This window comes from Demequina sp. NBRC 110053 (assembly GCF_002090095.1).
Lineage (GTDB): Bacteria > Actinomycetota > Actinomycetes > Actinomycetales > Demequinaceae > Demequina.
In genome coordinates this window covers 1614199-1634076 of sequence record NZ_BBRJ01000002.1, presented here as the reverse complement: position 1 = coordinate 1634076, position 19878 = coordinate 1614199, and the positions used below count along the sequence as shown (strand labels likewise).

General features: G+C 70.7%; 20 protein-coding genes. 11 read left to right on the top strand and 9 right to left on the bottom strand.

Translation table 11 applies throughout. The features are described 5' to 3' along the window. Positions 1-69: 69 nt before the first annotated feature. Together B7K22_RS07725 and hemE are read right to left on the bottom strand one after the other, a co-directional pair. Positions 70-1365: an NAD(P)/FAD-dependent oxidoreductase gene (locus B7K22_RS07725; protein ID WP_084039354.1), complete on the bottom strand. Its 1296-nt coding sequence runs from the start codon at positions 1363-1365 to the stop codon at positions 70-72. Next, on the bottom strand, positions 1352-2443 hold the full coding sequence (hemE, locus tag B7K22_RS07720; RefSeq protein ID WP_084039353.1) for a uroporphyrinogen decarboxylase: 1092 nt from the start codon (positions 2441-2443) through the stop codon (positions 1352-1354). The genes B7K22_RS07725 and hemE overlap by 14 nt, the downstream gene beginning before the upstream one ends. 52 nt (positions 2444-2495) lie before the next feature. Between hemE and B7K22_RS07715 the strand changes: the two genes are divergently transcribed. From B7K22_RS07715 to B7K22_RS07685, 7 genes are all read left to right on the top strand, one after another. Beyond that, a complete protein-coding gene (locus tag B7K22_RS07715) occupies positions 2496-3821 on the top strand; it encodes a glutamyl-tRNA reductase (RefSeq protein WP_234983411.1) in 1326 nt (441 codons plus the stop codon). 256 nt (positions 3822-4077) lie between these two features. After that, positions 4078-5073 (top strand): iron ABC transporter permease, encoded by a 996-nt coding sequence (locus tag B7K22_RS07710; RefSeq protein ID WP_084039351.1) that lies wholly within the window; start codon positions 4078-4080, stop codon positions 5071-5073. Beyond that, positions 5070-6104 (top strand): iron chelate uptake ABC transporter family permease subunit, encoded by a 1035-nt coding sequence (locus B7K22_RS07705; RefSeq protein WP_084039350.1) that lies wholly within the window; start codon positions 5070-5072, stop codon positions 6102-6104. Before B7K22_RS07710 ends, B7K22_RS07705 begins: the two co-directional genes overlap by 4 nt. Next, on the top strand, positions 6101-6895 hold the full coding sequence (locus B7K22_RS07700) for an ABC transporter ATP-binding protein (RefSeq protein WP_084039349.1): 795 nt from the start codon (positions 6101-6103) through the stop codon (positions 6893-6895). Before B7K22_RS07705 ends, B7K22_RS07700 begins: the two co-directional genes overlap by 4 nt. Further along, complete coding sequence (locus tag B7K22_RS07695; RefSeq protein WP_084039348.1) at positions 6892-7389, top strand: hypothetical protein; 498 nt, start codon at positions 6892-6894, stop codon at positions 7387-7389. Before B7K22_RS07700 ends, B7K22_RS07695 begins: the two co-directional genes overlap by 4 nt. Positions 7390-7417: 28 nt before the next feature. Next, positions 7418-8530, top strand: coding sequence for an ABC transporter substrate-binding protein (locus B7K22_RS07690; protein ID WP_159448811.1), 1113 nt, complete (start codon positions 7418-7420; stop codon positions 8528-8530). A 77-nt stretch (positions 8531-8607) separates the two neighbouring features. Next, positions 8608-9447 (top strand): siderophore-interacting protein, encoded by an 840-nt coding sequence (locus B7K22_RS07685; RefSeq protein WP_159448810.1) that lies wholly within the window; start codon positions 8608-8610, stop codon positions 9445-9447. Positions 9448-10032: 585 nt separating this feature from the next. Here the strand turns inward: B7K22_RS07685 and B7K22_RS07680 are convergent. Continuing rightward, entirely contained in the window at positions 10033-11391 is a 1359-nt protein-coding gene (locus B7K22_RS07680) for a PhoH family protein (protein WP_144276369.1), read from the bottom strand. A gap of 313 nt (positions 11392-11704) precedes the next feature. After that, the gene (locus tag B7K22_RS07675) at positions 11705-12469 is read right to left on the bottom strand and encodes an isoprenyl transferase (protein WP_084039879.1); all 765 of its coding nucleotides are present in this window, start codon (positions 12467-12469) and stop codon (positions 11705-11707) included. 73 nt (positions 12470-12542) lie between these two features. Here B7K22_RS07675 and B7K22_RS07670 point away from each other — a divergent pair, with 73 nt between their 5' ends. Beyond that, positions 12543-13202, top strand: coding sequence for a hemolysin III family protein (locus B7K22_RS07670; RefSeq protein ID WP_084039344.1), 660 nt, complete (start codon positions 12543-12545; stop codon positions 13200-13202). Here B7K22_RS07670 and B7K22_RS07665 read toward each other — a convergent pair. Beyond that, positions 13199-13432 (bottom strand): hypothetical protein, encoded by a 234-nt coding sequence (locus B7K22_RS07665; protein ID WP_084039343.1) that lies wholly within the window; start codon positions 13430-13432, stop codon positions 13199-13201. The genes B7K22_RS07670 and B7K22_RS07665 overlap by 4 nt on opposite strands. Before the next feature lie 40 nt (positions 13433-13472). On the opposite strand from B7K22_RS07665, the gene B7K22_RS07660 reads away from it, so the two are divergent. Both B7K22_RS07660 and greA read left to right on the top strand, forming a co-directional pair. Then, positions 13473-13871, top strand: a complete 399-nt coding sequence (locus B7K22_RS07660) for a DUF4307 domain-containing protein (RefSeq protein WP_084039342.1) — start codon at positions 13473-13475, stop codon at positions 13869-13871. A 131-nt stretch (positions 13872-14002) separates the two neighbouring features. Further along, complete coding sequence (greA, locus tag B7K22_RS07655) at positions 14003-14485, top strand: transcription elongation factor GreA (protein ID WP_084039341.1); 483 nt, start codon at positions 14003-14005, stop codon at positions 14483-14485. 87 nt (positions 14486-14572) lie between these two features. Here the strand turns inward: greA and rlmC are convergent, their stop codons facing one another. Continuing rightward, positions 14573-15742 (bottom strand): 23S rRNA (uracil(747)-C(5))-methyltransferase RlmC, encoded by a 1170-nt coding sequence (gene rlmC, locus B7K22_RS07650; RefSeq protein WP_084039340.1) that lies wholly within the window; start codon positions 15740-15742, stop codon positions 14573-14575. 5 nt (positions 15743-15747) lie between these two features. After that, positions 15748-17091 (bottom strand): AI-2E family transporter, encoded by a 1344-nt coding sequence (locus tag B7K22_RS07645; protein ID WP_084039339.1) that lies wholly within the window; start codon positions 17089-17091, stop codon positions 15748-15750. A gap of 140 nt (positions 17092-17231) precedes the next feature. On the opposite strand from B7K22_RS07645, the gene msrA reads away from it, so the two are divergent. Then, the gene (gene msrA / locus B7K22_RS07640) at positions 17232-17864 is read left to right on the top strand and encodes a peptide-methionine (S)-S-oxide reductase MsrA (protein ID WP_234983349.1); all 633 of its coding nucleotides are present in this window, start codon (positions 17232-17234) and stop codon (positions 17862-17864) included. A gap of 54 nt (positions 17865-17918) precedes the next feature. On the opposite strand, the gene B7K22_RS07635 is transcribed toward msrA, so the two are convergent. Both B7K22_RS07635 and B7K22_RS07630 read right to left on the bottom strand, forming a co-directional pair. After that, the gene (locus tag B7K22_RS07635) at positions 17919-18902 is read right to left on the bottom strand and encodes an acetylxylan esterase (protein ID WP_084039337.1); all 984 of its coding nucleotides are present in this window, start codon (positions 18900-18902) and stop codon (positions 17919-17921) included. Between the two features lie 97 nt (positions 18903-18999). Then, positions 19000-19812 carry a Bax inhibitor-1/YccA family protein gene (locus tag B7K22_RS07630; protein ID WP_084039336.1) on the bottom strand — a complete coding sequence of 271 codons (813 nt, stop codon included), beginning with the start codon at positions 19810-19812 and terminating at the stop codon, positions 19000-19002. Positions 19813-19878: the final 66 nt, after the last annotated feature.

Here is a 19878-nt window from a genome sequence, read left to right as displayed (position 1 = left end):
GCGCGATCGCATCGAGAATGTTCGGAACTGTCGGGGAGCGTGCGCGACTGCGCGGGGGACAGCGCCGCTTCAGGCGCCGAGGGTCGAGCTCGCGTCGTCGGCCACGATCGCCGCCAGGCCGCTCAGCCCCGCTGCGGAGCCCACGAGATGCAGCCCCGGCACCGGCTCCCGATCGTCGACAGCAGCGGGCGCCGAGTCGTGCCACTGCACCCGCTCGATGTCGCGCAGCTGGCCTTCCCTCAACGAGACGCCCAGCAGGGCCGAGGCGTCCGCGAGCGCGTGGGGCCGCGCGTCCCGCGCGTTGTCGATGCCGTAGGACAGCCGCACCACGTGCCGGCCCTCGGCCGCCGCCGCGAGCCACGACCACTTGGCCGTGGAGTGCGTGAGCGCCTTCGCGCCGGAGTCGAAGCCCGCAGCGAGCACGCCCGTCCCGCGCGGGGCCGCATCGAGCTCGGGCGCGTCCAGCACCAGCGTGACGAGCGCGACCTGGCGATCCTCTGCCCACGCGACGTCCGGCACGAGCGCGGACACGATGGGTCGGGGGACGGCGAGCACCAGGTGGTCGCCGTCGTGCGCGGTCCCCTCGGACCACGCGCGCCACCGCTTCCCCACCCTCTCCACCGCCCCGACCGGCGACTCGGTGAGGATTCGAGCGCCGGCAGCGCGCGCATCGGCCGCGAGGGCCTCTGCCAGGGTGGCGACGCCGCCGCGCAGCCCCAGCACCGCGGAGCCGGCGGGAGCGGCGGCCCGCCGCGCGGTGGCCGCGCGCACGAGCCCGCCCTTGGTTCGGATGTCCTCGGCGAGGCCGGGGGCGATGTCGCCCAGAGCGATGTCCTCGATGGGGCGCGAGTAGATGCCCTGCACGACCGGCGCGACCAGCCGATCGGTGGCGCGATCGCCCAGCCGGTCGCGGGCGAGCGAGCCCAGGCTCGTGTCCGGCGCGACGTGCCCTACGGGTCGCAGCCGATCACCGACCGCGCGCAGGGCGCCCCGCCAGCCGATCGCACGCCGCACGTCGCGCGCGAGGGAGACCGTCGGGACGCCGAGCCAGCCCGCGCGAGGCAGCGGGTACGCGTCGTCCGGCGTCACCACCCACGCCGGCAGCGGTTCGGGCGCGACGATCGAGTCGCCGATGCCCAGGTCATGCACGAGCCTCGCGACATGCCCGCCTCGGGTCGCGAAGGACTCTGCGCCCGCGTCGAGGTCGAGGCCGTCGACGGACATGCGGGACACGCGGCCGCCGACGTGCGGCTCGGACTCGAGCACCGTGACATGGTGGCCGGCGCGCGCGAGGCGGCGCGCCGCGAGCAGACCCGCGGGCCCGGCACCGACGACCGTGAAGCTGCGCCGCTCAGCCACGCTCATGGACGAGGTCGACGATGCGCTTGACCGTGTCGGGGTTGGCGTGCGGCGGCATGCCGTGGCCGAGGTTGACCACATGGCCTGGGGCAGCCTCTCCGCGTCTGAGCACGTCGAGCACGTGGCGCTCGAGCGTCGCGGACGGCGCGGCGAGCATCGCGGGGTCGATGTTGCCCTGCAAGGGGAACCGCCCATCGGTCATCTCTGCCGCCACATCGAGGGGCGTGCGATAGTCGACGCCGAGCGCCGTCGCGCCCGCAGCGCCCAGTTCGATCAGCAGGTGGCCGGCGTTGGCGGCGAAGTGGATCCGCGGGACGTCGAGATCTGCCACGGCCATCAGCGCGGTGTGCGAGCCGCCCTGGCACTGCTCGGCGTAGTCGCGCGCCGACAGCGACCCGGCCCACGAGTCGAACAGCTGGATGGCCGACGCCCCCGCGAGCACCTGCGCGCGCAGGAAGAGGCCTGCGGCCTTGGACGTCCAGCGCACCAGCGCCTGCCAGACGTCGGGCGCGGTGTGCATCAGCTCGCGCGCGCCCAGGTGGTCGCGCGAAGGTCGCCCATCCACCATGTACGCCGCGAGGGTGAACGGCGCGCCCGCGAATCCGATGAGCGGCGTGCGGTCCAATTCCTGCACGGTGAGCTGGACTGCCGCGCGCACGGCGTCCAGTCCTGAGTCGAACGGCCCGCGGTCGCCCACGATGCCGAGCGCCGGCAGCGCCTCGATGTCGGCCATGGTCCTGATGGGCCGCGCGAACACCGGGCCGACGCCCGGCTTGATGTCCACGTCGACTCCGGCGACCTTCATGGGCACCACGATGTCGGAGAAGAAGATCGCGGCGTCCACGCCGTAGCGTCGCACCGGCTGCAGGGTGATCTCCGACGCGAGTCCTGGGGTCAGGCACGCCTCGAGCATGGCGGTGCCGGCGCGCGCCTCCATGTACTCGGGGAGGGACCGGCCCGCCTGCCGCATGAACCACACGGGCCGGTGAGAGGGTGCGCCGCCGCGCAGCGCCGTCACCAGCGGCGAGGTCGCCGTGCGCCCATCGACGAGCGGGTGGGAGGTGGGCAGCACGGCGGACGTCATGTCTCGATTCTGCCCTGTTTCTCAGACGTGTCAGAATGGAGCCGTGGTTCTGATGTCTCTGGTGGCCACGCACCGCAACCGTGACCTCGCCGTCCTCGAGCAGCTCAGCGTGGGCTCCGACGCGCTCGGTCCAGCGGTCGCGGGTGGCCCGTCCGTGAGCGGTGCAGTCGTCCTACCGACGTGCAACCGCTTCGAGGTGTACCTCGAGGCCGAGGACGTCGAGTCTGGGCGCGAGGCCGTCGTCGCCGAGCTGTCGCGCACGACGGCGCTGGACCGCGAGGCGATCGAGACGGCGCTCGCCACCTATGAGGGCGACGATGCCGTGCAGCATCTGCTGTCCGTCTCCTCCGGTCTCGAGTCGATGGTCGTGGGCGAGCGGGAGATCTCGGGGCAGGTCCGCCGCGCGCACATCGACGCGCAGGCCTCTGGCCACCTGAGCCCCCTGCTGGACCGCCTGTTCCAGTCCGCCCTGCGCACCTCGCGCGTGGTCGCGTCCTCCACGGGACTCGGCACGTCGGGCCGCTCCGTCGTGTCCGTCGCCTTCGACCTCGCCTCGGAGACCGTGGAATGGGCCGATGCGCGGGCGGCGATCATCGGCACCGGCGCCCTGGCAGAGACGGGAGTCGGGTCACTGCTCGCCCGCGGCGTCTCCATCGCCGGCGTCTTCTCGCCGTCGGGCCGCGGCGAGGAGTTCGGCTGCCGCCACGGCATTGCTTCTCTCGACCACCAGCAGCTGCGAGCGGCGCTCGCCGAGGTGGATGTGGTGCTCGCGTGCTCCGGTGGCGAGTCCATCGTGCTCACCCCGGCGCTGGTCGCGGCAGCGCGGCAGGACTCCACGAAGCCCCTTACCCTGGTCGACCTTGCGCTCCACCGCGATGTCGCTCCCGGCGTCGCGCAGCTGCGTGGTGTCACCGTCGTGGACCTCGAGTCCGTGGGCGCCCACGCGCCCGACGAGTCGATCGGCTCCATCGAGGCTGCGCGCGCCATCGTCGCCCACGCGGTCGCCCGGTTCGGCGACGGCGAGTCCGCCCGCGCGCTCGACCCGGCGGTGGTCGCCCTGCGCGAGCACGTGTTCGGGCTGCTCGAGCGCGAGGTGGCGCGCGTGCGACCCGGCTCGGGAGCGAGCGACCAGGCCGTCGCCGTCGCGGACGCGACCGAGGAGGCGCTGCGCCGCTTTGCGCGCACCCTCCTGCACACCCCCACGGTGCGCGCCCGGGAGCACGCTCAGGCCGGCGAGGCCGAGCGCTACCTCGACGCGATCCGCGCGCTGTACGGCATCGGCGTCGACGTGCCGCCGGATGCCTGCCCGGCCCCCGAGATGGGCCAGGACATCCAGGTCGAGCTGCCTGCCCACGCGTACCTCGGCGACCAGCGCTGAACTGAGCCTGGACGCTCCGCGCGCCCCGCGCATCGGCCCTCACCCGGCCGCTGGAGTGGTCGATTCTCGTGCACTCAACGTCTCAGATGCGCGAGTTGGGCCCAACTCGCGCACCTAAGGGGCGCGGTGCGGATCGTGAGAGAACCGTGACCATTTCAGCAACTCCCATGTTGGATTAATGGGTTTCCGTGCGTTAGGTTAGGCAAGCCTCACTGCGCACCACGACGTGCGCGCCACCCCCCCCGCTAGGAGACCGATGCGCCGCCGCGCCCTGATCGCGATCGCCGCCGCCGTGGTGCTGCTGATCGCCATCGCGCTGTCGCTCGCCATCGGCTCGCGCGTGATCGACGCCTCGACCGTCTGGGATGCGGTCGTCAGCTTCGACGACACCGATCCGGAGCAGCTCATCGTGCGCGAGCTGCGCGCATCGCGGACCCTCATCGGACTGCTCGCGGGAGCCGCGCTCGGAGTGGCAGGGGCTCTCATGCAGGCGCTCACCCGCAACCCGTTCGCGGACCCTGGCCTGCTCGGCATCAACGCGGGCGCCTCCTTGGCCGTGGTGCTGGCCCTCACCACGGGACTGGCGACGAGCTTCGCGATGCAGGTCCCCATCGCCTTCGTGGGCGCAGGCGTCGCCGCGCTCATCGTGTACGCCATCGGAGCGAGAGGCGCGGCGGCGGGGGCACCTGTCCGCCTGGCCCTCGCGGGCGTGGCGCTCACCGCGCTCATCCAGTCGCTGGTCTACGCCGTGCTGCTGGTGGACGACGCGACGCTCGAGCAGTACCGCCTGTGGGTGGCCGGCTCGCTCACGGGGCGCGACGCGAGCGACGTCATGATGCTCGTGCCCATCGTCGTGGTCGCGATCGTCGCCGCGCTGATCGCCTCCCGCCAGTTGGAGGCCGTCGCGCTCGGCGAGGATGCAGCGCGAGCGCTCGGCGTGAGGATCGGCCTCATCCGCACCGTCGTGATCGTCATCGTGACGCTGCTCGCGGCGGCCGCCACCGCGGCGGCCGGCCCCATCATCTTCGTCGGACTCGCGGTGCCGCACGTCGCTCGCGCGCTCGTGGGCGCATCGCTTCCCTGGCTCGTCGCCGTCAGCGCGCTCGGCGGCGCCGCGCTCGTGCTCGTGTGCGACGTGATCGGGCGCGTGGTCGCCCCGCCGTCCGAGATCGGCGTCGGCATCACCACCGCCTTCATCGGCGGCCTCATCTTCGCGCTGATGGCGCGGCGGATGAAGGTGGTGGAGCTGTGAAGATCCTCCGCATCGGCCCCCTGGGAATCACCACCCACCGCCGCACCTTCATCGCTGGCCTCGCCCTGCTCGCGGTCCTCGCGGGCCTGATGCTGGTCGCGCTCACCGCGGGACAGTCCGGGTACAGCATGCTCGACGCGATCAGGGCGTCGGTGGGAGCGACGTCTGACTCCCCCGCGGACTTCATCGTAGGCCAGGTGCGCGCGCCCCGCATGCTCACCGCGGTCCTCGTGGGCGCGATGCTCGGTCTGTCGGGAGCGATCCTGCAGTCGCTCACCCGCAACCCGCTCGCGTCGCCAGACTTCATCGGGATCACGATGGGCGCCGGCACCGGAGCGGTGCTGACGCTGTGGCTGATCGGCGCGGCGTCGCTGTGGGTCACGGCCGCCGGCGCCGTCGCCGGCGCTCTGATCACCGCGGCGCTGATCCTCGCCCTGTCCTGGCTGCGGCGCGGCATCGTTCCGCTGCGCCTCATCCTGGCGGGCATCGGCATCGGGTTCGTCGCGCAGGCCACCACCCAGTACCTGCTGACACGGATGGACGTGCACGACGCCCAGAACGCGCTCGGCTGGCTCGTAGGGACCACCACCGGCCGCACGTGGACGCACGTCTCCGTCGCCGCGCTGTGCTGCGCCGTGCTGGTCCCGCTCGTGCTGTGGAACGCTCGGGCCCTGCGCACCATGGAGATGGGCGAGGACGCCGCCCGCGCGCTCGGCATCCGCGTGGGAGCGTCGAGGGGCGTGCTCGCCGTGTGCTCCGTGCTGCTCGCCGCCGCGGCGGTCGCGGTCTGCGGGCCCATCGGCTTCATCGCCCTGGTGGCTCCTGCGCTCGCGCTGCGTGTGACCCGCAACGCTGGCGCGACGCTCATTCCGTCCGCCCTGATGGGGGCGACCCTGCTGCTCGCCGCCGACCAGGTCTCGCAGCAGATGCCCGCGACTCTCCAGTTCCCCGTCGGGGTGTTCACCGCCGCGATCGGCGCCCCGTACCTGCTGTGGCTCGTGTGGCGAGCATCTCGAGGAGGTCCCGCATGACTCGACTCCGGACTGACCAGGCGATCATCGGCTACGGTGGCGATCCCATCGTGCGCGGCGTCGACGTCGAGGTTCCTGACGGCAGGATCACCGCGATCGTCGGCCCCAACGGCTGCGGCAAGTCGACCCTGCTGCGCGCCCTCGTGCGGCTTCTCGAGCCCAGCGGCGGCACCGTGCTGCTCGACGGCGGCGACATCCATCGCATCCCCACCCGGGAGGTGGCGCGGCGCGTGGGACTGCTGCCACAGTCACCGGTCGCCCCGGCCGGCATCACCGTCAAGGAGCTCGTCGCGCGCGGTCGCACGCCTCATCAGAGGATCCTGCGTCCCTGGAGCCCCGCCGACGAGACGGCAGTGATGTCAGCGCTGCACTCGACGGCACTCACCGACATCGAGGACGCTGTGGTCGACGAGCTCTCGGGCGGGCAGCGCCAGCGCGCCTGGATCGCGATGACGCTCGCCCAGGACACGCCGCTGATGCTGCTCGACGAGCCCACCACCTACCTCGACATCGCGCATCAGTACGACGTCATGGACCTCCTGCACAGGCTCAATGCCCGGCAGGAGCGCACGATCGTCATGGTGGTCCACGACCTTCATCAGGCGGCTCGCTATGCCGATCATGTGATCGCGATGCATGCCGGCGAGGTCGCCGCCGCTGGACCGCCCGCCGAGGTCTTCACGGAGGACCTGATCCGCCGGGTGTTCGGGCTCGAGGCTCGCGTCATCCCTGACCCCGTCACCGGCACGCCCATGGTCGTGCCCGCCCACGGACCAGGAGGCACGCGATGAGCGTCACCGGGCCCCAGCTGCGATCGGCCGCCGCGCTCGCCGCGTGCGTGCCCGGCATCGTGTGCCGGCTCACCACCGCGGGCGGCGCCCGCGTGATCGCGGGCGCGGCGGAGGACGCGGAGCTGTGCGGCGAGGGCTTCCGCGAGCTGGTGATGCGCGGCGCCGATGCGGCGGCCCACGGTGCGCGATCGCTCGAGGTCGATGGCGTCGATGCAGCGACGGGCCTCGCGCGCACGCCAGGCGCCCGCTACTTCGTCAGCCCGCTGCCTTCCTGCCACACCGCCGACACCTTGCGCGCCTCCGACGCCGTCCGCCCGCCCTTCCTCGCGATGGTCCGTGGCGACGAGGAGCTGGGCGTGTCCGTGGTGCGCGTCACGCGTTCCGGCGCCGCCACCGTTCCGCACGAGCACGATCCCAACCTCGACGAGGTCGCCCTCGCGGCGTTCTCGTCCTGCCTGGTCGCGCACCTGATCGCGACCACCGATGCCGTCTAGGCACCCCACCCCCGAAGAGAGGACCACCATGTTCACGACATCCAAGCGCCGCAGCGGCGCCATCACCATGGCCGCAGCAGCGGCCTTCGTGCTCGCCGCCTGCTCCTCGGGCGACGCCGACGAGCAGGCCACCGCCGGCACCTCCGACGAGCCCACCGCCGAGGAGAGCACCTCGGCGGACGCGTCCGCGTTCCCCGTGACCCTCGACACCGTCATGGGCGAGGTCGTCGTCGAGGAGGCGCCCGAGCGCGTCGTCACGCTCGGATCGCACGAGCACGAGTACCTGTACGCGCTGGGCGTCGCGCCCGTCGCCGTGCCGGTCTCCTGGCAGGGCTACGACAACGGCACCGGCCCGTGGGCAGAGGCGGACCGCCTGGCCGCGGGCGCGGAGCCCGAGCTCTTCGAGCCTGGCACCACCACCTACGACGCGGAGGCGATCGCGGCCTTCGACCCCGACCTCATCGTCGCGACGTACCCGAACCACACCATGACTCAGGAGGAGTTCGACCTGCTGTCCGGCATCGCGCCGGTCGTCACTCGCCCTGCCACCGACTCCGAGGGCAACGAGACCGCCGAGTGGGGCGTGAGCCTCGCCGATGAGCTGACCATCCTCGCGCAGGCCACCGGCACCACCGACAAGGCCGCGGACATCATCGACCAGATCGATGCGGCCTACACCGAGGTCCGAGAGGCGCACCCCGAGTGGGAGGGCCTCACCAGCCAGGTGGGCGGCTACTACGAGGGCCAGGCCTTCGTCTACGCCGTGAACGACACCCGCAACCAGTTCCTCGCGAACGTTGGTCTCGACGTGACCGCCGTCGAGAACACCGAGGAGGCATGGCTCCAGATCAGCGCCGAGCAGCTCGACACCGTGATCGGCGACCTCGACTCCGTGGTGTGGCAGGTCGCCACGACCCCTGAGGCGCGTGGCGAGCTCGAGGCGCTGCCGCTGTTCCCGTCGCTGAACTCCACCGAGGTGGGCGGCAACATCTGGCTGTCGGACCCGATCCTCGAGGGAGCGTTCTTCGCGAACTCCCCCTCCTCGATCCTGTACTCGCTCGACGCGTTCGTGCCCATGCTCGAGCAGGCCCTCGATGGTGACACCGCCACCGAGGTCGTGCCGTTCGAGTCCGCCAGCTGACGCCCCGGTGAGGGCCGATGCGCGGCCGGCCCGCGCATCGGCCCTCACCACCAGCCCCACCCGGAACTGGAGACACCATGACCGACTCGTACCTCGTCAATGTGACCGCCACCGAACAGCTGAGCCCGAACCTGCGCCGCGTGACGCTCGCGGGTGAGGCGCTGCGCGCGTGGGAGTCCACCAGCAAGCCCGACGAGTTCGTGCACGTCCACATCCCCGGCGAGGACCCCGCCGAGGGCTGGGAGGACGACCACGACATCGCGCGCCATTACACGATCCGCCGCTGGAACCCCGAGGTGCCGAGCGTCGAGATCGACGTCGTCACGCACGGCCACGGCCTGGGCGCGAGCTGGGCTCGCGACGCGCAGGTGGGCGACGTGTGCGCCATCAGCACGGCGCACGGGTACTACGGTGCGCCCGAGGGCTCGACGCGACGCCTCCTCATCGCGGACGCCACTGGCCTGCCCGCCATCGCGCGCATCCTCGAGGAGGCGGCACCCGAGGAGACCTTCGACGTGCTGATCGAGCTCATCTCCATGGACGATGCGATCGCGCTGCCCTCCCCCGCCACCGTGAACGTGGAGTGGCGCGTGTCCGGCAACGGCCGCGGCCCCTCGGCGCTGGTGAGCTGCATGCGCAGCCTCCCCGTCCCCGAGGGCGACGCCTACGTGTGGGTGGCGTGCGAGTCCGCGGAGTCCCGTCGGGCGCGCACGTTCATCCGCCAGGAGTGGACGCGCCACCACACGCTGTACCGGATCGTCGGGTACTGGCACGTGGACCAGGAGGAGCAGCTGCGCAAGTGGAACGCCCTCACCCCCGAGCAGCAGGCGAAGTACGCGGCCATCTGGGACGAATCGCGCCCGGACGAGGTCAACTGGCTCGAGCTCGAGCCCTACCTCCAGGAGCTGGGTCTCTAGCCGGTCCCGCTCCTTACTCTTCGAGCGAGTTGGGCCCCACTCGCTCGCCTCACGCCGGAGGCGAGCGAGAATCGACCACCAGGAACGCCGCAGGGCCGATGCGGTGGCTGCCGCCGCATCGGCCTTTCCGTATTGTCTGGCGTCGGGTTCGAGGACTGCTGAAGCGCTCCCTCGAATCATCGGGCGCCGTTGCCGTCATCGGCCGCATCGGTCATCATGTCCAACGGCGACGACACGAGAGGAGACAGCGATGAGCAAGAGACGCCGCCAGCGGAGGCGCGCGAACGGCCAGGCCAGCATGGGCAACGACCAGCTGCACCAGGCGATGGTCGAGAAGCGACGCTCATCAGCAGCGAGTCCGCATGAGGACTCCCGCACCCAGCGAGCACGCACCCGTGCAGACGCGAAGCGCAGGGCGATCGAGGACTTCGGTCGCGGCGATGCAGGACTCAGATGGGCCCGTTGCCACGATGCAGCGAGACCTTCTGGGCTCTGCAGCGCCTGACGGAGAGTCCTCGAGCGCGTCAGGAGGGCCGATGCGGTGGCTGCCACCGCATCGGCTCTTCCGTCGTTCTCGGGCTGGGACTAGAGGTCGAGCCGCTCGAGCATGTCGGTCACCAGCGCGGCGACCGCCGAGCGCTCCGAGCGCTCGAGGGTGATGTGCGCGAACAGCGGGTGACCCTTGAGCGCCTCGATGACCGCGGCGATGCCATCGTGGCGTCCCACACGCAGGTTGTCGCGCTGCGCGACGTCGTGGGTGAGCACCACACGAGAGTCCTGGCCGATGCGGCTCAGCATCGTGAGCAGCACGTTGCGCTCGAGCGACTGCGCCTCGTCGACGATCACGAAGGCGTCGTGGAGGCTGCGGCCGCGGATGTGGGTGAGCGGCAGCACCTCGAGCATCCCGCGCGCCATGACCTCCTCGACCACCTCGGAGGACACCATCGCGCCCAGCGTGTCGAACACGGCCTGCGCCCAGGGGTTCATCTTCTCGGACTCGTTGCCGGGCAGGTACCCCAGATCCTGACCGCCCACGGCGTACAGCGGGCGGAACACCATGATCTTCTTGTGCTGGCGCCGCTCCATGACGGCCTCGAGGCCCGCGCACAGGGCGAGGGCGGACTTGCCGGTGCCGGCGCGGCCGCCCATGGACACGATCCCGACCGTCTCGTCGAGCAGCAGATCGATCGCGATGCGCTGCTCGGCGCTGCGGCCATGGACCCCGAACACCTCCTGGTCGCCGCGCACAAGCCGGATGGCTCCGTCATCCGTGACGCGGCCGAGCGCTCCCCCGCGCGGCGAGTGGATCACGAGACCCGTGTGAACGGGCAGGGTCGCGAGGTCCTCGCCGCAGTCTTCCGGGGCCGGAGCCGGAGCGGACTCGGCCTCGTACAGCGCGGACATCTGCTCGTCCGTGAGCTGGATCTCGCGCATGCCGGTCCAGCCGGAGTCGACGGCCAGCTCGGCGCGGTACTCCTCCGCCTCGATGCCGAGCGCCGAGGCCTTCACGCGCATCGGAAGGTCCTTCGACACCACCGTCACGGCGAGACCCTCCGCCTTGAGATTCGCTGCCACCGCCAGGATGCGCGTGTCGTTGTCGCCCAGGCGGAACCCGCTGGGCAGAACGTCCTGATCCGTGTGATTGAGCTCGACGCGCACGGTGCCGCCGGCCTCGTTCGCCGGGACGGGCTCGTCGAGCTTGCCGTGCTGGACGCGGAACTCGTCGAGCATCCTCAGCGCGGAGCGAGCGAAGTAGCCCAGCTCGGGGTGGTGGCGCTTGGCCTCGAGCTCGGTGATGACGACCACCGGCAGCACCACCGCGTGTTCCGCGAAGCGCTTGAGTGCCCTCGGATCCGACAGCAGCACCGACGTGTCGAGCACGAACGTTCGCAGCTCGGTCGCCGTTGCGGCGTTGACGGAGGGGGTGGTGTCGGGCTGAGTGATGCTCACAGGGGCTCCCCGCGTTTCAGGCCGCAGGGCGCCGAACGCCCCACGGCGATCGGTCTAGGCCGGTCCCAAGTCGGGCCGACGTCGGTTGGGTACCACGATCCTGACGGTACGCCCGGGATCCGAGCCGACCGCGCGACACGCCGCGCGTCACATGTTCGTCACGTTGGCTCGCGCGGGTCGCGGGCGCCGATGCGCGCTCGCCCGGGCGGGCGCGTCTCGCAGTCGTGCCCGCACGCACGTTCACCGAGGCCGATGCGCGGGCGGGTTGGACGCATGCGCCCGCTTGCGTGCACGCGGGGCAGGTTGCTCAGCGCCCGTGCCGGCGCTCGCGCTGGGAGAACGCTCGCAACGCTCGCAGGAAGTCCACGTGGCGGAAGTCCGGCCAGTAGGCGTCACAGAAGTAGAACTCCGAGTGGGCGGACTGCCACATGAGGAACCCCGACAGCCGCTGCTCGCCCGAGGTTCGGATGACGAGGTCGGGGTCGGGCTGGCCCTTCGTGTAGAGGTGCTCGGCGATGTGCTCGACGGACACCGTCTCCGCGAGCTCCTCAAGCGACTTCCCCGAGGCCACGCCTTCCCGCAGGACCGACCGCACCGCATCGGCGATCTCCTGGCGCCCGCCGTAGCCGACGGCGACATTGACGTGCAGTCCCTTGTTCGCGGACGTCCTCGCGACGGCCGCATCCAGCCTGGCCGCCGCATCGGCCGGCAGCAGGTCGGCCGCGCCCACGTGCTGGAGCCGCCAGCGCCCGTCGTCCGCGAGCGACTCGACCGCGGAGCAGATGATCTCGAGCAGGGCGTCCAGCTCGGCGGGGTCGCGCGACAGGTTGTCGGTGGAGAGCATCCACAGCGTCACGACCTCGACGCCGGCCTCCTCCGACCACCCGAGGACCTCGGCGATCTTGCTCGCCCCACGCCGGTGCCCATGCGCTGCAGACTCTCCGGAGGCTCTCGCCCAGCGGCGGTTGCCGTCCAGGATCACGCCGATGTGCCGGGGGATCTCCCCCTGCTCGCGAAGGGTGCGCGCCAGCTGCCTCTCGTATGGCCCATAGAGCAGGCTGCGCAGTCCCATCGGCATCCCTCCCGTGACTCACGTGATGGATCACACGGTACTCGCGCGCACTAACCTACGGTAACGTAGGTTCATGTCCGAGAACCTCCCTGTGCCAGGAAAGCCGCTCATGCGCGGCTGGCTGCACCTGGGTGCAGCACCCATCGCCCTCATCGCCGGCATGGTGCTCGTGGTGTTCGCGCCCACGCTCGCCGGCCGCGTCTCGACGGCGATCTTCACGCTCACGGCCGTCATGCTGTTCGGCACCTCCGCCGTCTATCACCGCGGCAACTGGTCGCCCACGACGCTGGCCGTGCTGCGCCGCATGGACCACGCGAACATCTTCCTCATCATCGCGGGCACCTACACGCCGCTGACCGTGATGCTGCTCGACGGCACCACGCGGGTGGTGGTGCTCGCGGTCGTGTGGGGTGGCGCGCTCATCGGGCTGCTGCTGCGCATCTTCTGGCTGGGAGCCCCGCGATGGGCGTACGTGCCGCTGTACCTCGCGCTCGGCTGGGTCGCGGTCGGGTTCATCGGGCCGTTCTACGCTGCAGGCGGCGCGGCCGTGGTGACGCTGATCATCGTCGGAGGCCTGTGCTACACGGTGGGCGCCATCATCTACGGCACCAAGTGGCCGCGCGGCTCCGAGCGGTACTTCGGCTTCCACGAGATCTTCCACGCGCTCACCATCGCGGGGTTCCTCTGCCACTACATCGCGATCGCGATCGTGGTGTTCTCCGTCTCCGCCTAGGCTCCCGAGGCGGGGCTCGGCGTCGAAGGGGCCGCGCCGTCGGACGCAGCGTCCGTCGCGGGCGGCCGCTCGGAAGCCGATGCGCCCGCGGGCTTCTCGCCCTCGGGCGGGTGGGTGCGGACCTTGCGGAGGTGCTTGGACAGCGAGCGGAACAGCAGGATCGCGCCCGCGACGAGCGCGAACGTCGCGACGAATGCCGCGAAGCCCGGTCCCCCGGTGAAGTCCGCCACGGTCGAGCCCCTTTCGTTCCGTGAACTATCCTGCCTCATCATGAGCACCGCGCCTGACCCGATCGAGGACGAGCGCTCCGGCGCCCGGCCCCGGCTGTCGCGCAAGGGCTGGGCATGGGTGCTCACCGGACTGGTCGCGCTCACCGCAGTGACCGCCTGGATCGCCTACCTCGTCACCGATCAGCCGGTGCGGTGGCAGGACGTCGGGTTCGACATCATCTCGCCCACCCAGGTCGAGGCGACGTTCGAGATCTACTTCTACGACGACGAGCCCGTGACCTGCTACCTGCACGCCATGAACGTCCAGTACGCCGAGGTGGGCGTCGCCGAGGTCGACATCGATCCAGCGGACGGGTCCCAGCAGCGGCTCACCGTACCCATCAGCACGGTCGAGGAGGCCAACACGGCCCTCGTGCGCGGCTGCGGCCCAGTGCAGTAGTCCCAGTGCAGTAGTCCCTGTGCAGTAGCCGTCGCCGAACGAGGTCGACGGGCTCACGAGAGGGATGCTGCTTTCATGCGCCCGATCGCTCCTGCTAACCTGACCTCTTCTGTCCAGAAGGAGGGACGATCGTGACCGAGACCACTGGCACCTGGCTGACCCAGGAGGCGTACGACCGTCTTCAGGCCGAGTACGACCACCTCGTGGGCGACGGCCGCGCGGCGATCGCCAAGGAGATCGACGAGCGCCGCCAGGAGGGTGACCTCAAGGAGAACGGCGGCTACCACGCTGCGCGCGAGGAGCAGGCGAAGCAGGAGGCGCGCATCCAGCAGCTGCGCCACATCCTGCAGACCGCGACGGTGGGCGAGGCCGCCGACTCGAGCGAGATCCAGTCCGGCACCGTCGTCACGGCCGAGGTCGCGGGTCGGGAGATGAAGTTCTTGGTCGGATCGCGCGAGGTCGCGGGCGGCACCGAGCTCGACGTGTTCTCCGCCCAGTCCCCGTTGGGTGCTGCACTCCTCGGCAAGTCCGTGGGCGACGAGACCAGCTACACCGCCCCCAATGGCAACGAGATCTCCGTCAAGGTGATCGCCGCGGAGCCCTTCTCGGGATAGCCCGCGCGCCTGGCGCGAGCACCAGGTGACCACGTCTCGCGCCCGCCATCGTCTTCGGGCCGTCGAGGTGACCACCCCTGGTGGGGGTCAGCGTCGCTCGAGGAGCACCGCGACCTCGCCATGAGCCGTGTGCGGGAACATGTCGAACAGCCGCGCCTCGCGGGCGGCATAGGACGGCATCCACGCGAGGTCGCGCGCGAGCGTGGTCGCGTTGCAGCTCGAGTAGACGATGGCCTCCGCACCGGACTCCTCGAGCCTGCGCGACAGCTCCTCCCCCAGGCCTCGCCTGGGCGGATTGACGACGATCGCCGCGGGCGCGCCGCGCTGTCGAGAGGCCCAGCCCACGGCGTCGTCCGCGACGAACGTGACCGACTCCATCGTCGCGTCGTCAGCGGCCAGGCGCTCGTCTCGCGAGCGCTGAGCGGACGCGACGGCCTGCTCGCTGACCTCGACGCCCACGACCTCTCGCCCCGCCGCGGCGCAGTGGAGCGCGAACCCGCCCACGCCGCAGTAGAGGTCCCACAGGCTGTCCGGCGACACGGCCTCGAGCCAGGCGCCTGCCTGACGGTAGAGCGCGGCGGCCACCTCGGTGTTGGTCTGGAAGAAGCTCTGCGGGCGAAGGTGCAGATCGATGCCATTCACGGTCATCGCGAGCGTCTCGCGCTCGGTGAGCACGATCTCGCGCTCGCCCTCGACCACGGCCTTGTGCTCTGGCAGCACGTTGACGGAGGCGACGGCGAGCCGCGGCAGCTGCTCCAGGAGCCACGGCAGGTGCTTGCGGACGCGCGCGAGCGCCTCTGTCGACCGCAGCACCCACCTCACCATGAGGTCGCCATCAGGTGCGACCGTCACCAGGACGTGCTTGAGCTCGCCGGTGCGCAGCGGCACCGAGTACGGCTCGAGGCGCGCTCGGGTCACGAACGCGGCGAGCGGCGCGAACGCGCTCGACAGCGCAGGCGGGTAGAGCGGGCAGTCCCTCAGGTCCTGCCCCGATCCATCGGCCGCGAGGATCCCGATGGTGGGCTCATCGACGGTTCCGGCGACCACCATCTTGGCCTTGGTGCGGAACCCGAGCTGCTCGCTGAGGCGCGGTTCGAGCCACCGCAGGCCGGGCGCGAGCGGGTCGATCAGGGCCGCGATCGCCCGTTGCTTGTCCGCGACCTGCCGCGAGTAGGGCTCATCGATCAGCGTGCAGGAGAAGCACAGTCCGGCGGCGTGATACTCGCACCGGAGGGGATGGTCGGGGCCTCGCTGCACGAGCCTCAGGCGTCGTCGTCACGCGGGGGTCGCGTGCGGATCTGCTCGCTGTGCGGCTCAGGCTCCGCGACGTGGGCGCCGTCTGCGCCGGCGACCGGATGCTCGTCCGTGGCGGGCGCGTCCCCGTGTCCGTGGCGGCGGGTGCGGATCTCGCCGGTGTGCGTCACGGCCTCCCTGGCACGTCGGAATCTCTCCGCGACCACGGGCATCTGCGTCGATATGGGTGGCCGGTCCACCTCGTCGATGGCGTCTCCCAGCCGCAGGCCACGCTTGAACGCGTAGAGCGTGGCCACGATGGGCACCGCGATGATCGCGCCGATGAGACCCAGCGTCAGGGTTCCGGCGGAGATCGTCAGCAGCACTGCGAGCGGGTGGATCGACGCTGCCTTGCCGAACAGCCAGGGATACAGGACGTTGCCCTCGATCTGCTGCACCAGCAGCACGATGCCGATCATCCACAGCGCATCGACCCAGCCGCCGTTGACCAGCGCGACGAGCGAAGCGATGATGCCCGACAGCGTCGCACCGATGAGCGGGATGAAGGAGAACAGGAAGACGATGATCGCGATGGGCAGCGCGAGCGGCACTCCGAGGATCCAGGCGCCCACGCCGATCCCGACCGCGTCCACGAACGCCACGAACACCGTGGTCTGGGTGTAGCGGCGCAGCGTCACCCAGGCGTGCACGCCCGCGTGATCGGCGCGCTCGACCGCGGAGTCCGGCAGCAGGCCCACGGTCCACGACCAGATCTGGCGACCGTCGCGCATGAAGAAGAACAGCGCGACCAGGGCGATGACGACGCCGGCGAACACGCCACCGATCGCCGATCCCACGGACAGCGCTCCCGATGCGACACCCAGCGCGTTGCCCTGCACGAACTCCTGGATGTTGCCCACGACCTGATCGATCTGCTCCTGGCTGATCCCCAGCGGCCCCTCGACGAGCCACGCCACGAAGGTCTCGAAGCCCTCGACGGCTGACTCTCGCAGCTCGTCGAAGTCGTTGACGAACGACGTGGAGGCGAGGGTGCCGAGGCCGAGCACGACCGCGATGAGGCCGAGGATCGCGAGGACGGAGCCGAGAGCCCGCGGCACGCCCACCTGCGCCATGCGGGCGACCAGGCGCTCGAGGGGGGCGGCGATGATCAGCGCGATGATGAGCGGCACAAAGAGGGCGGACAGGCTCGTGAACGCCCACGCCCCGGCCGCCACGACGATGCCGACGACGACGATCCGCCACGACCACGCGCCCGCCACCCTGAGCGTCACGGGAACGCGGTCCACCACGGACGTCTGCTCGGTGTAGAGCACGGACGACGTGGGCTTGCTCTCACCAGGACTGTTGGCCATGTCGCGAGCCTAACGCGCGCCGCCCCGGTGGGGGCGCAGCGACGGCGTCGAGAATCTGTCGCTCGGCAGGAACAGGAGTGGGCACGGCGGCGTTGTGCCGCGTGGAAGGAGCGATGATGCTTGGTTTGGACAAGACGACGATGATCACCGCGGATCAGGCGCTGCCCGGCCGCGACACGAGCTTCGAGGTGGCGGACCGGCACATGGTGCTGGGCACGTCCCTCACGGAGCCGTGGCCCGACGGGCACCAGGTGCTGTACGTGGGCATGGGGTGCTTCTGGGGGGCGGAGCGGATCTTCTGGCAGCTGGACGGCGTGCACTCGACGTCCGTGGGCTACATGGGCGGCTGGACGCCCAATCCCACGTACCAGGAGACCTGCACGGCGCGGACCGGCCACGCCGAGATCGTGCAGGTGGTGTACGACCCCGAGAAGGTGGCGTTCGACACCCTGCTGGGAGCGTTCTGGGAGAACCACGACCCCACGACGCTCAACAGGCAGGGCGGCGACATCGGCACCCAGTACCGCAGCGCGATCTTCGCGACCTCGGACGAGCAGCTCGCTGCCGCGGAAGCGTCGCGCGATCGCTACCAGGCCCAGCTGGCGGACAAGGGGTTCGGCACGATCACGACCCAGATCGTGCGGGCCGAGGATGCCGGAGACGGCCGCTTCTACTACGCCGAGGACTACCACCAGCAGTACCTGCACAAGAACCCCGGCGGGTACTGCAACCACGGCTTCTGCCAGGTCAGCTACGCCCCAGCCACGGCGTAGGGGGACGGCCGATGCGCGCTCGAGTGCGCATCGGCCGTACGCCTGGTCGAGGTCTCAGGCGGTGACGCGGCGGACGAACTCCAGCTGACGCTCCTGCTGGTGCGCCTGCCCGCCCTCGTGGCCGTTGTAGCCGTAGACCTCCATGGTCTTGTCCGATTGGCCCGACCGCTCTCCGTACCAGTTGAAGGCGGCGAAGCACGTGGACGGCGGGCACACCGCGTCCAAAAGCGCGACCGACATCAGGGCAGGCGCATGGGCGCGCTTGGCGTGGTTCACACCATCGAAGTACTGCAGGGTGTCGAGCACCGCGTCGCGCGGCAGGCGCGTGGTCTTCAGGTAGGTGACGAGCTCCTGATACGGGTACTCGTCCGTGATGTCGATGGCGCGCTCGAAGTGGCACAGGAAAGGCACGTCGGCGACGCAGCCCGCGAGGTCCGGCACCATGCCCGCCACGGCGAGTGAGACTCCGCCGCCCTGCGATCCGCCCACGAAGACGACGCGCGCCGCGTCGACCTCGGGCAGCGATCGCGCCGCGTCGACCCCGCGAACGGCGTCCGTGTACAGGCGACGGTAGTAGTAGTCGTGGGGGTCGGAGATGCCACGCGTCATCACGCCGGGCGCGGCCGGGGCATGCCCGACCGGGTCCGCCGTCGCGCCGCCGTTGCCCCACGTGATTCCCTGCCCGCGGGAGTCGACGTACAGGTGGGCGTAGCCGGCGGTCGCCCAGAGGATGCGCTCGAGCGCAAGCCCGCGTCCGCCGCCGTAGCCATTGATCTCGACCACGCACGGCAGCGGGGCGTCGGCGCCGCGAGGATACGCGAGCCACGCCTTGATGGGGTGGCCATCGAAGCCGGGGAAGGTCACGTCCTCGAGGACCACCTGAGCGAGGTCGACAGGACCCGGCTGCCGGTCCACGCGCATCGGCGTCTCACGAGCCTGATCGATGGTGGACGTCCAGAATGCGTCGAAGTCCGCAGGCTCGCGCACGTCGGGGCGGTACGCGCGCAGCTGGTCCTCAGGCAGGTCGAACAGGGGCACGGGTCACGCGCCTTCTGCACCGAGCACGTGCGCCGCCACAGGCGAGGTGCGGGCGCGGGTGAGCCCGTGCTTCACCATGGTCGGGTGTCTCCGGGCGCTAGTCGCGGCCCTGGAGGATCGCGATGATCCGCAGGAACTCGATGTAGAGCCACACGAGCGTGACGACGATGCCGAACGCGGCCTTCCAGTCGAAGTGCTGAGGCAGCCCGTTCTTGACGCCGTTCTCGACGAAGTCGAAGTCGCCGATGAGGGACACGCAGCCGAGGATCACGGCGAAGGCGCCAATGAGCACGCCGAGCGGGATGCCGGCGATCTCGACGCCCGTGCGCAGGCCCCACGCCGAGTCGGTGCCGCCGAAGATCATCAGGCCGATGTTGACCAGCGAGAACAGCAGGTAGGAGATGCCGCCGATCATCAGGAACTTCTGCATCTTGGGCGTGTAGCGCACGCGGCCGGACTTGTAGAGCCACAGGCACACGGCGAACGTGCAGGCCGTGGCCAGCAGCGCCTGCAGCGCGGCGCCGGGGACGTCGAAGGCTGTCTCGATGTAGGTCGAGATCGAGCCCAGGAAGTACCCCTCGATCGCGGCGTAGGCCAGCGCGAGGGCCGGTGTCGTGACCTTCTTGAAGGCGAGCACGAGGCCCAGCACCATGCCGGCGATCGCCGAGATCATCAGGCCGGCGAAGTTGAAGAACATGTAGCCGGGGATCGCCGTGAGGAACGCCAGCAGGATCATGCCGGAGGCCTTGGTGATGACGCCCTCGTAGCTCATGCGGCCGGTCTCCACCGGGCCGGCGGACGGCATCGCGTACTGCTGCTCGAGGTCAGCCTCGGTCACCGGCGTGCCGTTGACGTCGTACGTCTGACCGGGCTTGAAGGCGCTGTTCGAGCTGAAAACGGGGCTGGCCATGGAGGTCCTCCTCGACGGGGTTGGCGGATTCAGCATACCCGCGCGCATCCCGGGCGCGGCATCCCC

Excerpts from the sequence above, each read along its gene's own strand:
- B7K22_RS07725 (WP_084039354.1), bottom strand. The coding sequence starts at position 1,365 with ATGAGCGTGGCTGAGCGGCGCAGCTTCACGGTCGTCGGTGCCGGGCCC.
- hemE (WP_084039353.1), bottom strand. The coding sequence starts at position 2,443 with ATGACGTCCGCCGTGCTGCCCACCTCCCACCCGCTCGTCGATGGGCGC.
- B7K22_RS07715 (WP_234983411.1), top strand. The coding sequence starts at position 2,496 with ATGTCTCTGGTGGCCACGCACCGCAACCGTGACCTCGCCGTCCTCGAG.
- B7K22_RS07710 (WP_084039351.1), top strand. The coding sequence starts at position 4,078 with ATGCGCCGCCGCGCCCTGATCGCGATCGCCGCCGCCGTGGTGCTGCTG.
- B7K22_RS07700 (WP_084039349.1), top strand. The coding sequence starts at position 6,101 with ATGACTCGACTCCGGACTGACCAGGCGATCATCGGCTACGGTGGCGAT.
- B7K22_RS07695 (WP_084039348.1), top strand. The coding sequence starts at position 6,892 with ATGAGCGTCACCGGGCCCCAGCTGCGATCGGCCGCCGCGCTCGCCGCG.
- B7K22_RS07690 (WP_159448811.1), top strand. The coding sequence starts at position 7,418 with ATGTTCACGACATCCAAGCGCCGCAGCGGCGCCATCACCATGGCCGCA.
- B7K22_RS07685 (WP_159448810.1), top strand. The coding sequence starts at position 8,608 with ATGACCGACTCGTACCTCGTCAATGTGACCGCCACCGAACAGCTGAGC.
- B7K22_RS07675 (WP_084039879.1), bottom strand. The coding sequence starts at position 12,469 with ATGGGACTGCGCAGCCTGCTCTATGGGCCATACGAGAGGCAGCTGGCG.
- B7K22_RS07670 (WP_084039344.1), top strand. The coding sequence starts at position 12,543 with ATGTCCGAGAACCTCCCTGTGCCAGGAAAGCCGCTCATGCGCGGCTGG.
- B7K22_RS07660 (WP_084039342.1), top strand. The coding sequence starts at position 13,473 with ATGAGCACCGCGCCTGACCCGATCGAGGACGAGCGCTCCGGCGCCCGG.
- B7K22_RS07645 (WP_084039339.1), bottom strand. The coding sequence starts at position 17,091 with ATGGCCAACAGTCCTGGTGAGAGCAAGCCCACGTCGTCCGTGCTCTAC.
- msrA (WP_234983349.1), top strand. The coding sequence starts at position 17,232 with ATGATCACCGCGGATCAGGCGCTGCCCGGCCGCGACACGAGCTTCGAG.
- B7K22_RS07630 (WP_084039336.1), bottom strand. The coding sequence starts at position 19,812 with ATGGCCAGCCCCGTTTTCAGCTCGAACAGCGCCTTCAAGCCCGGTCAG.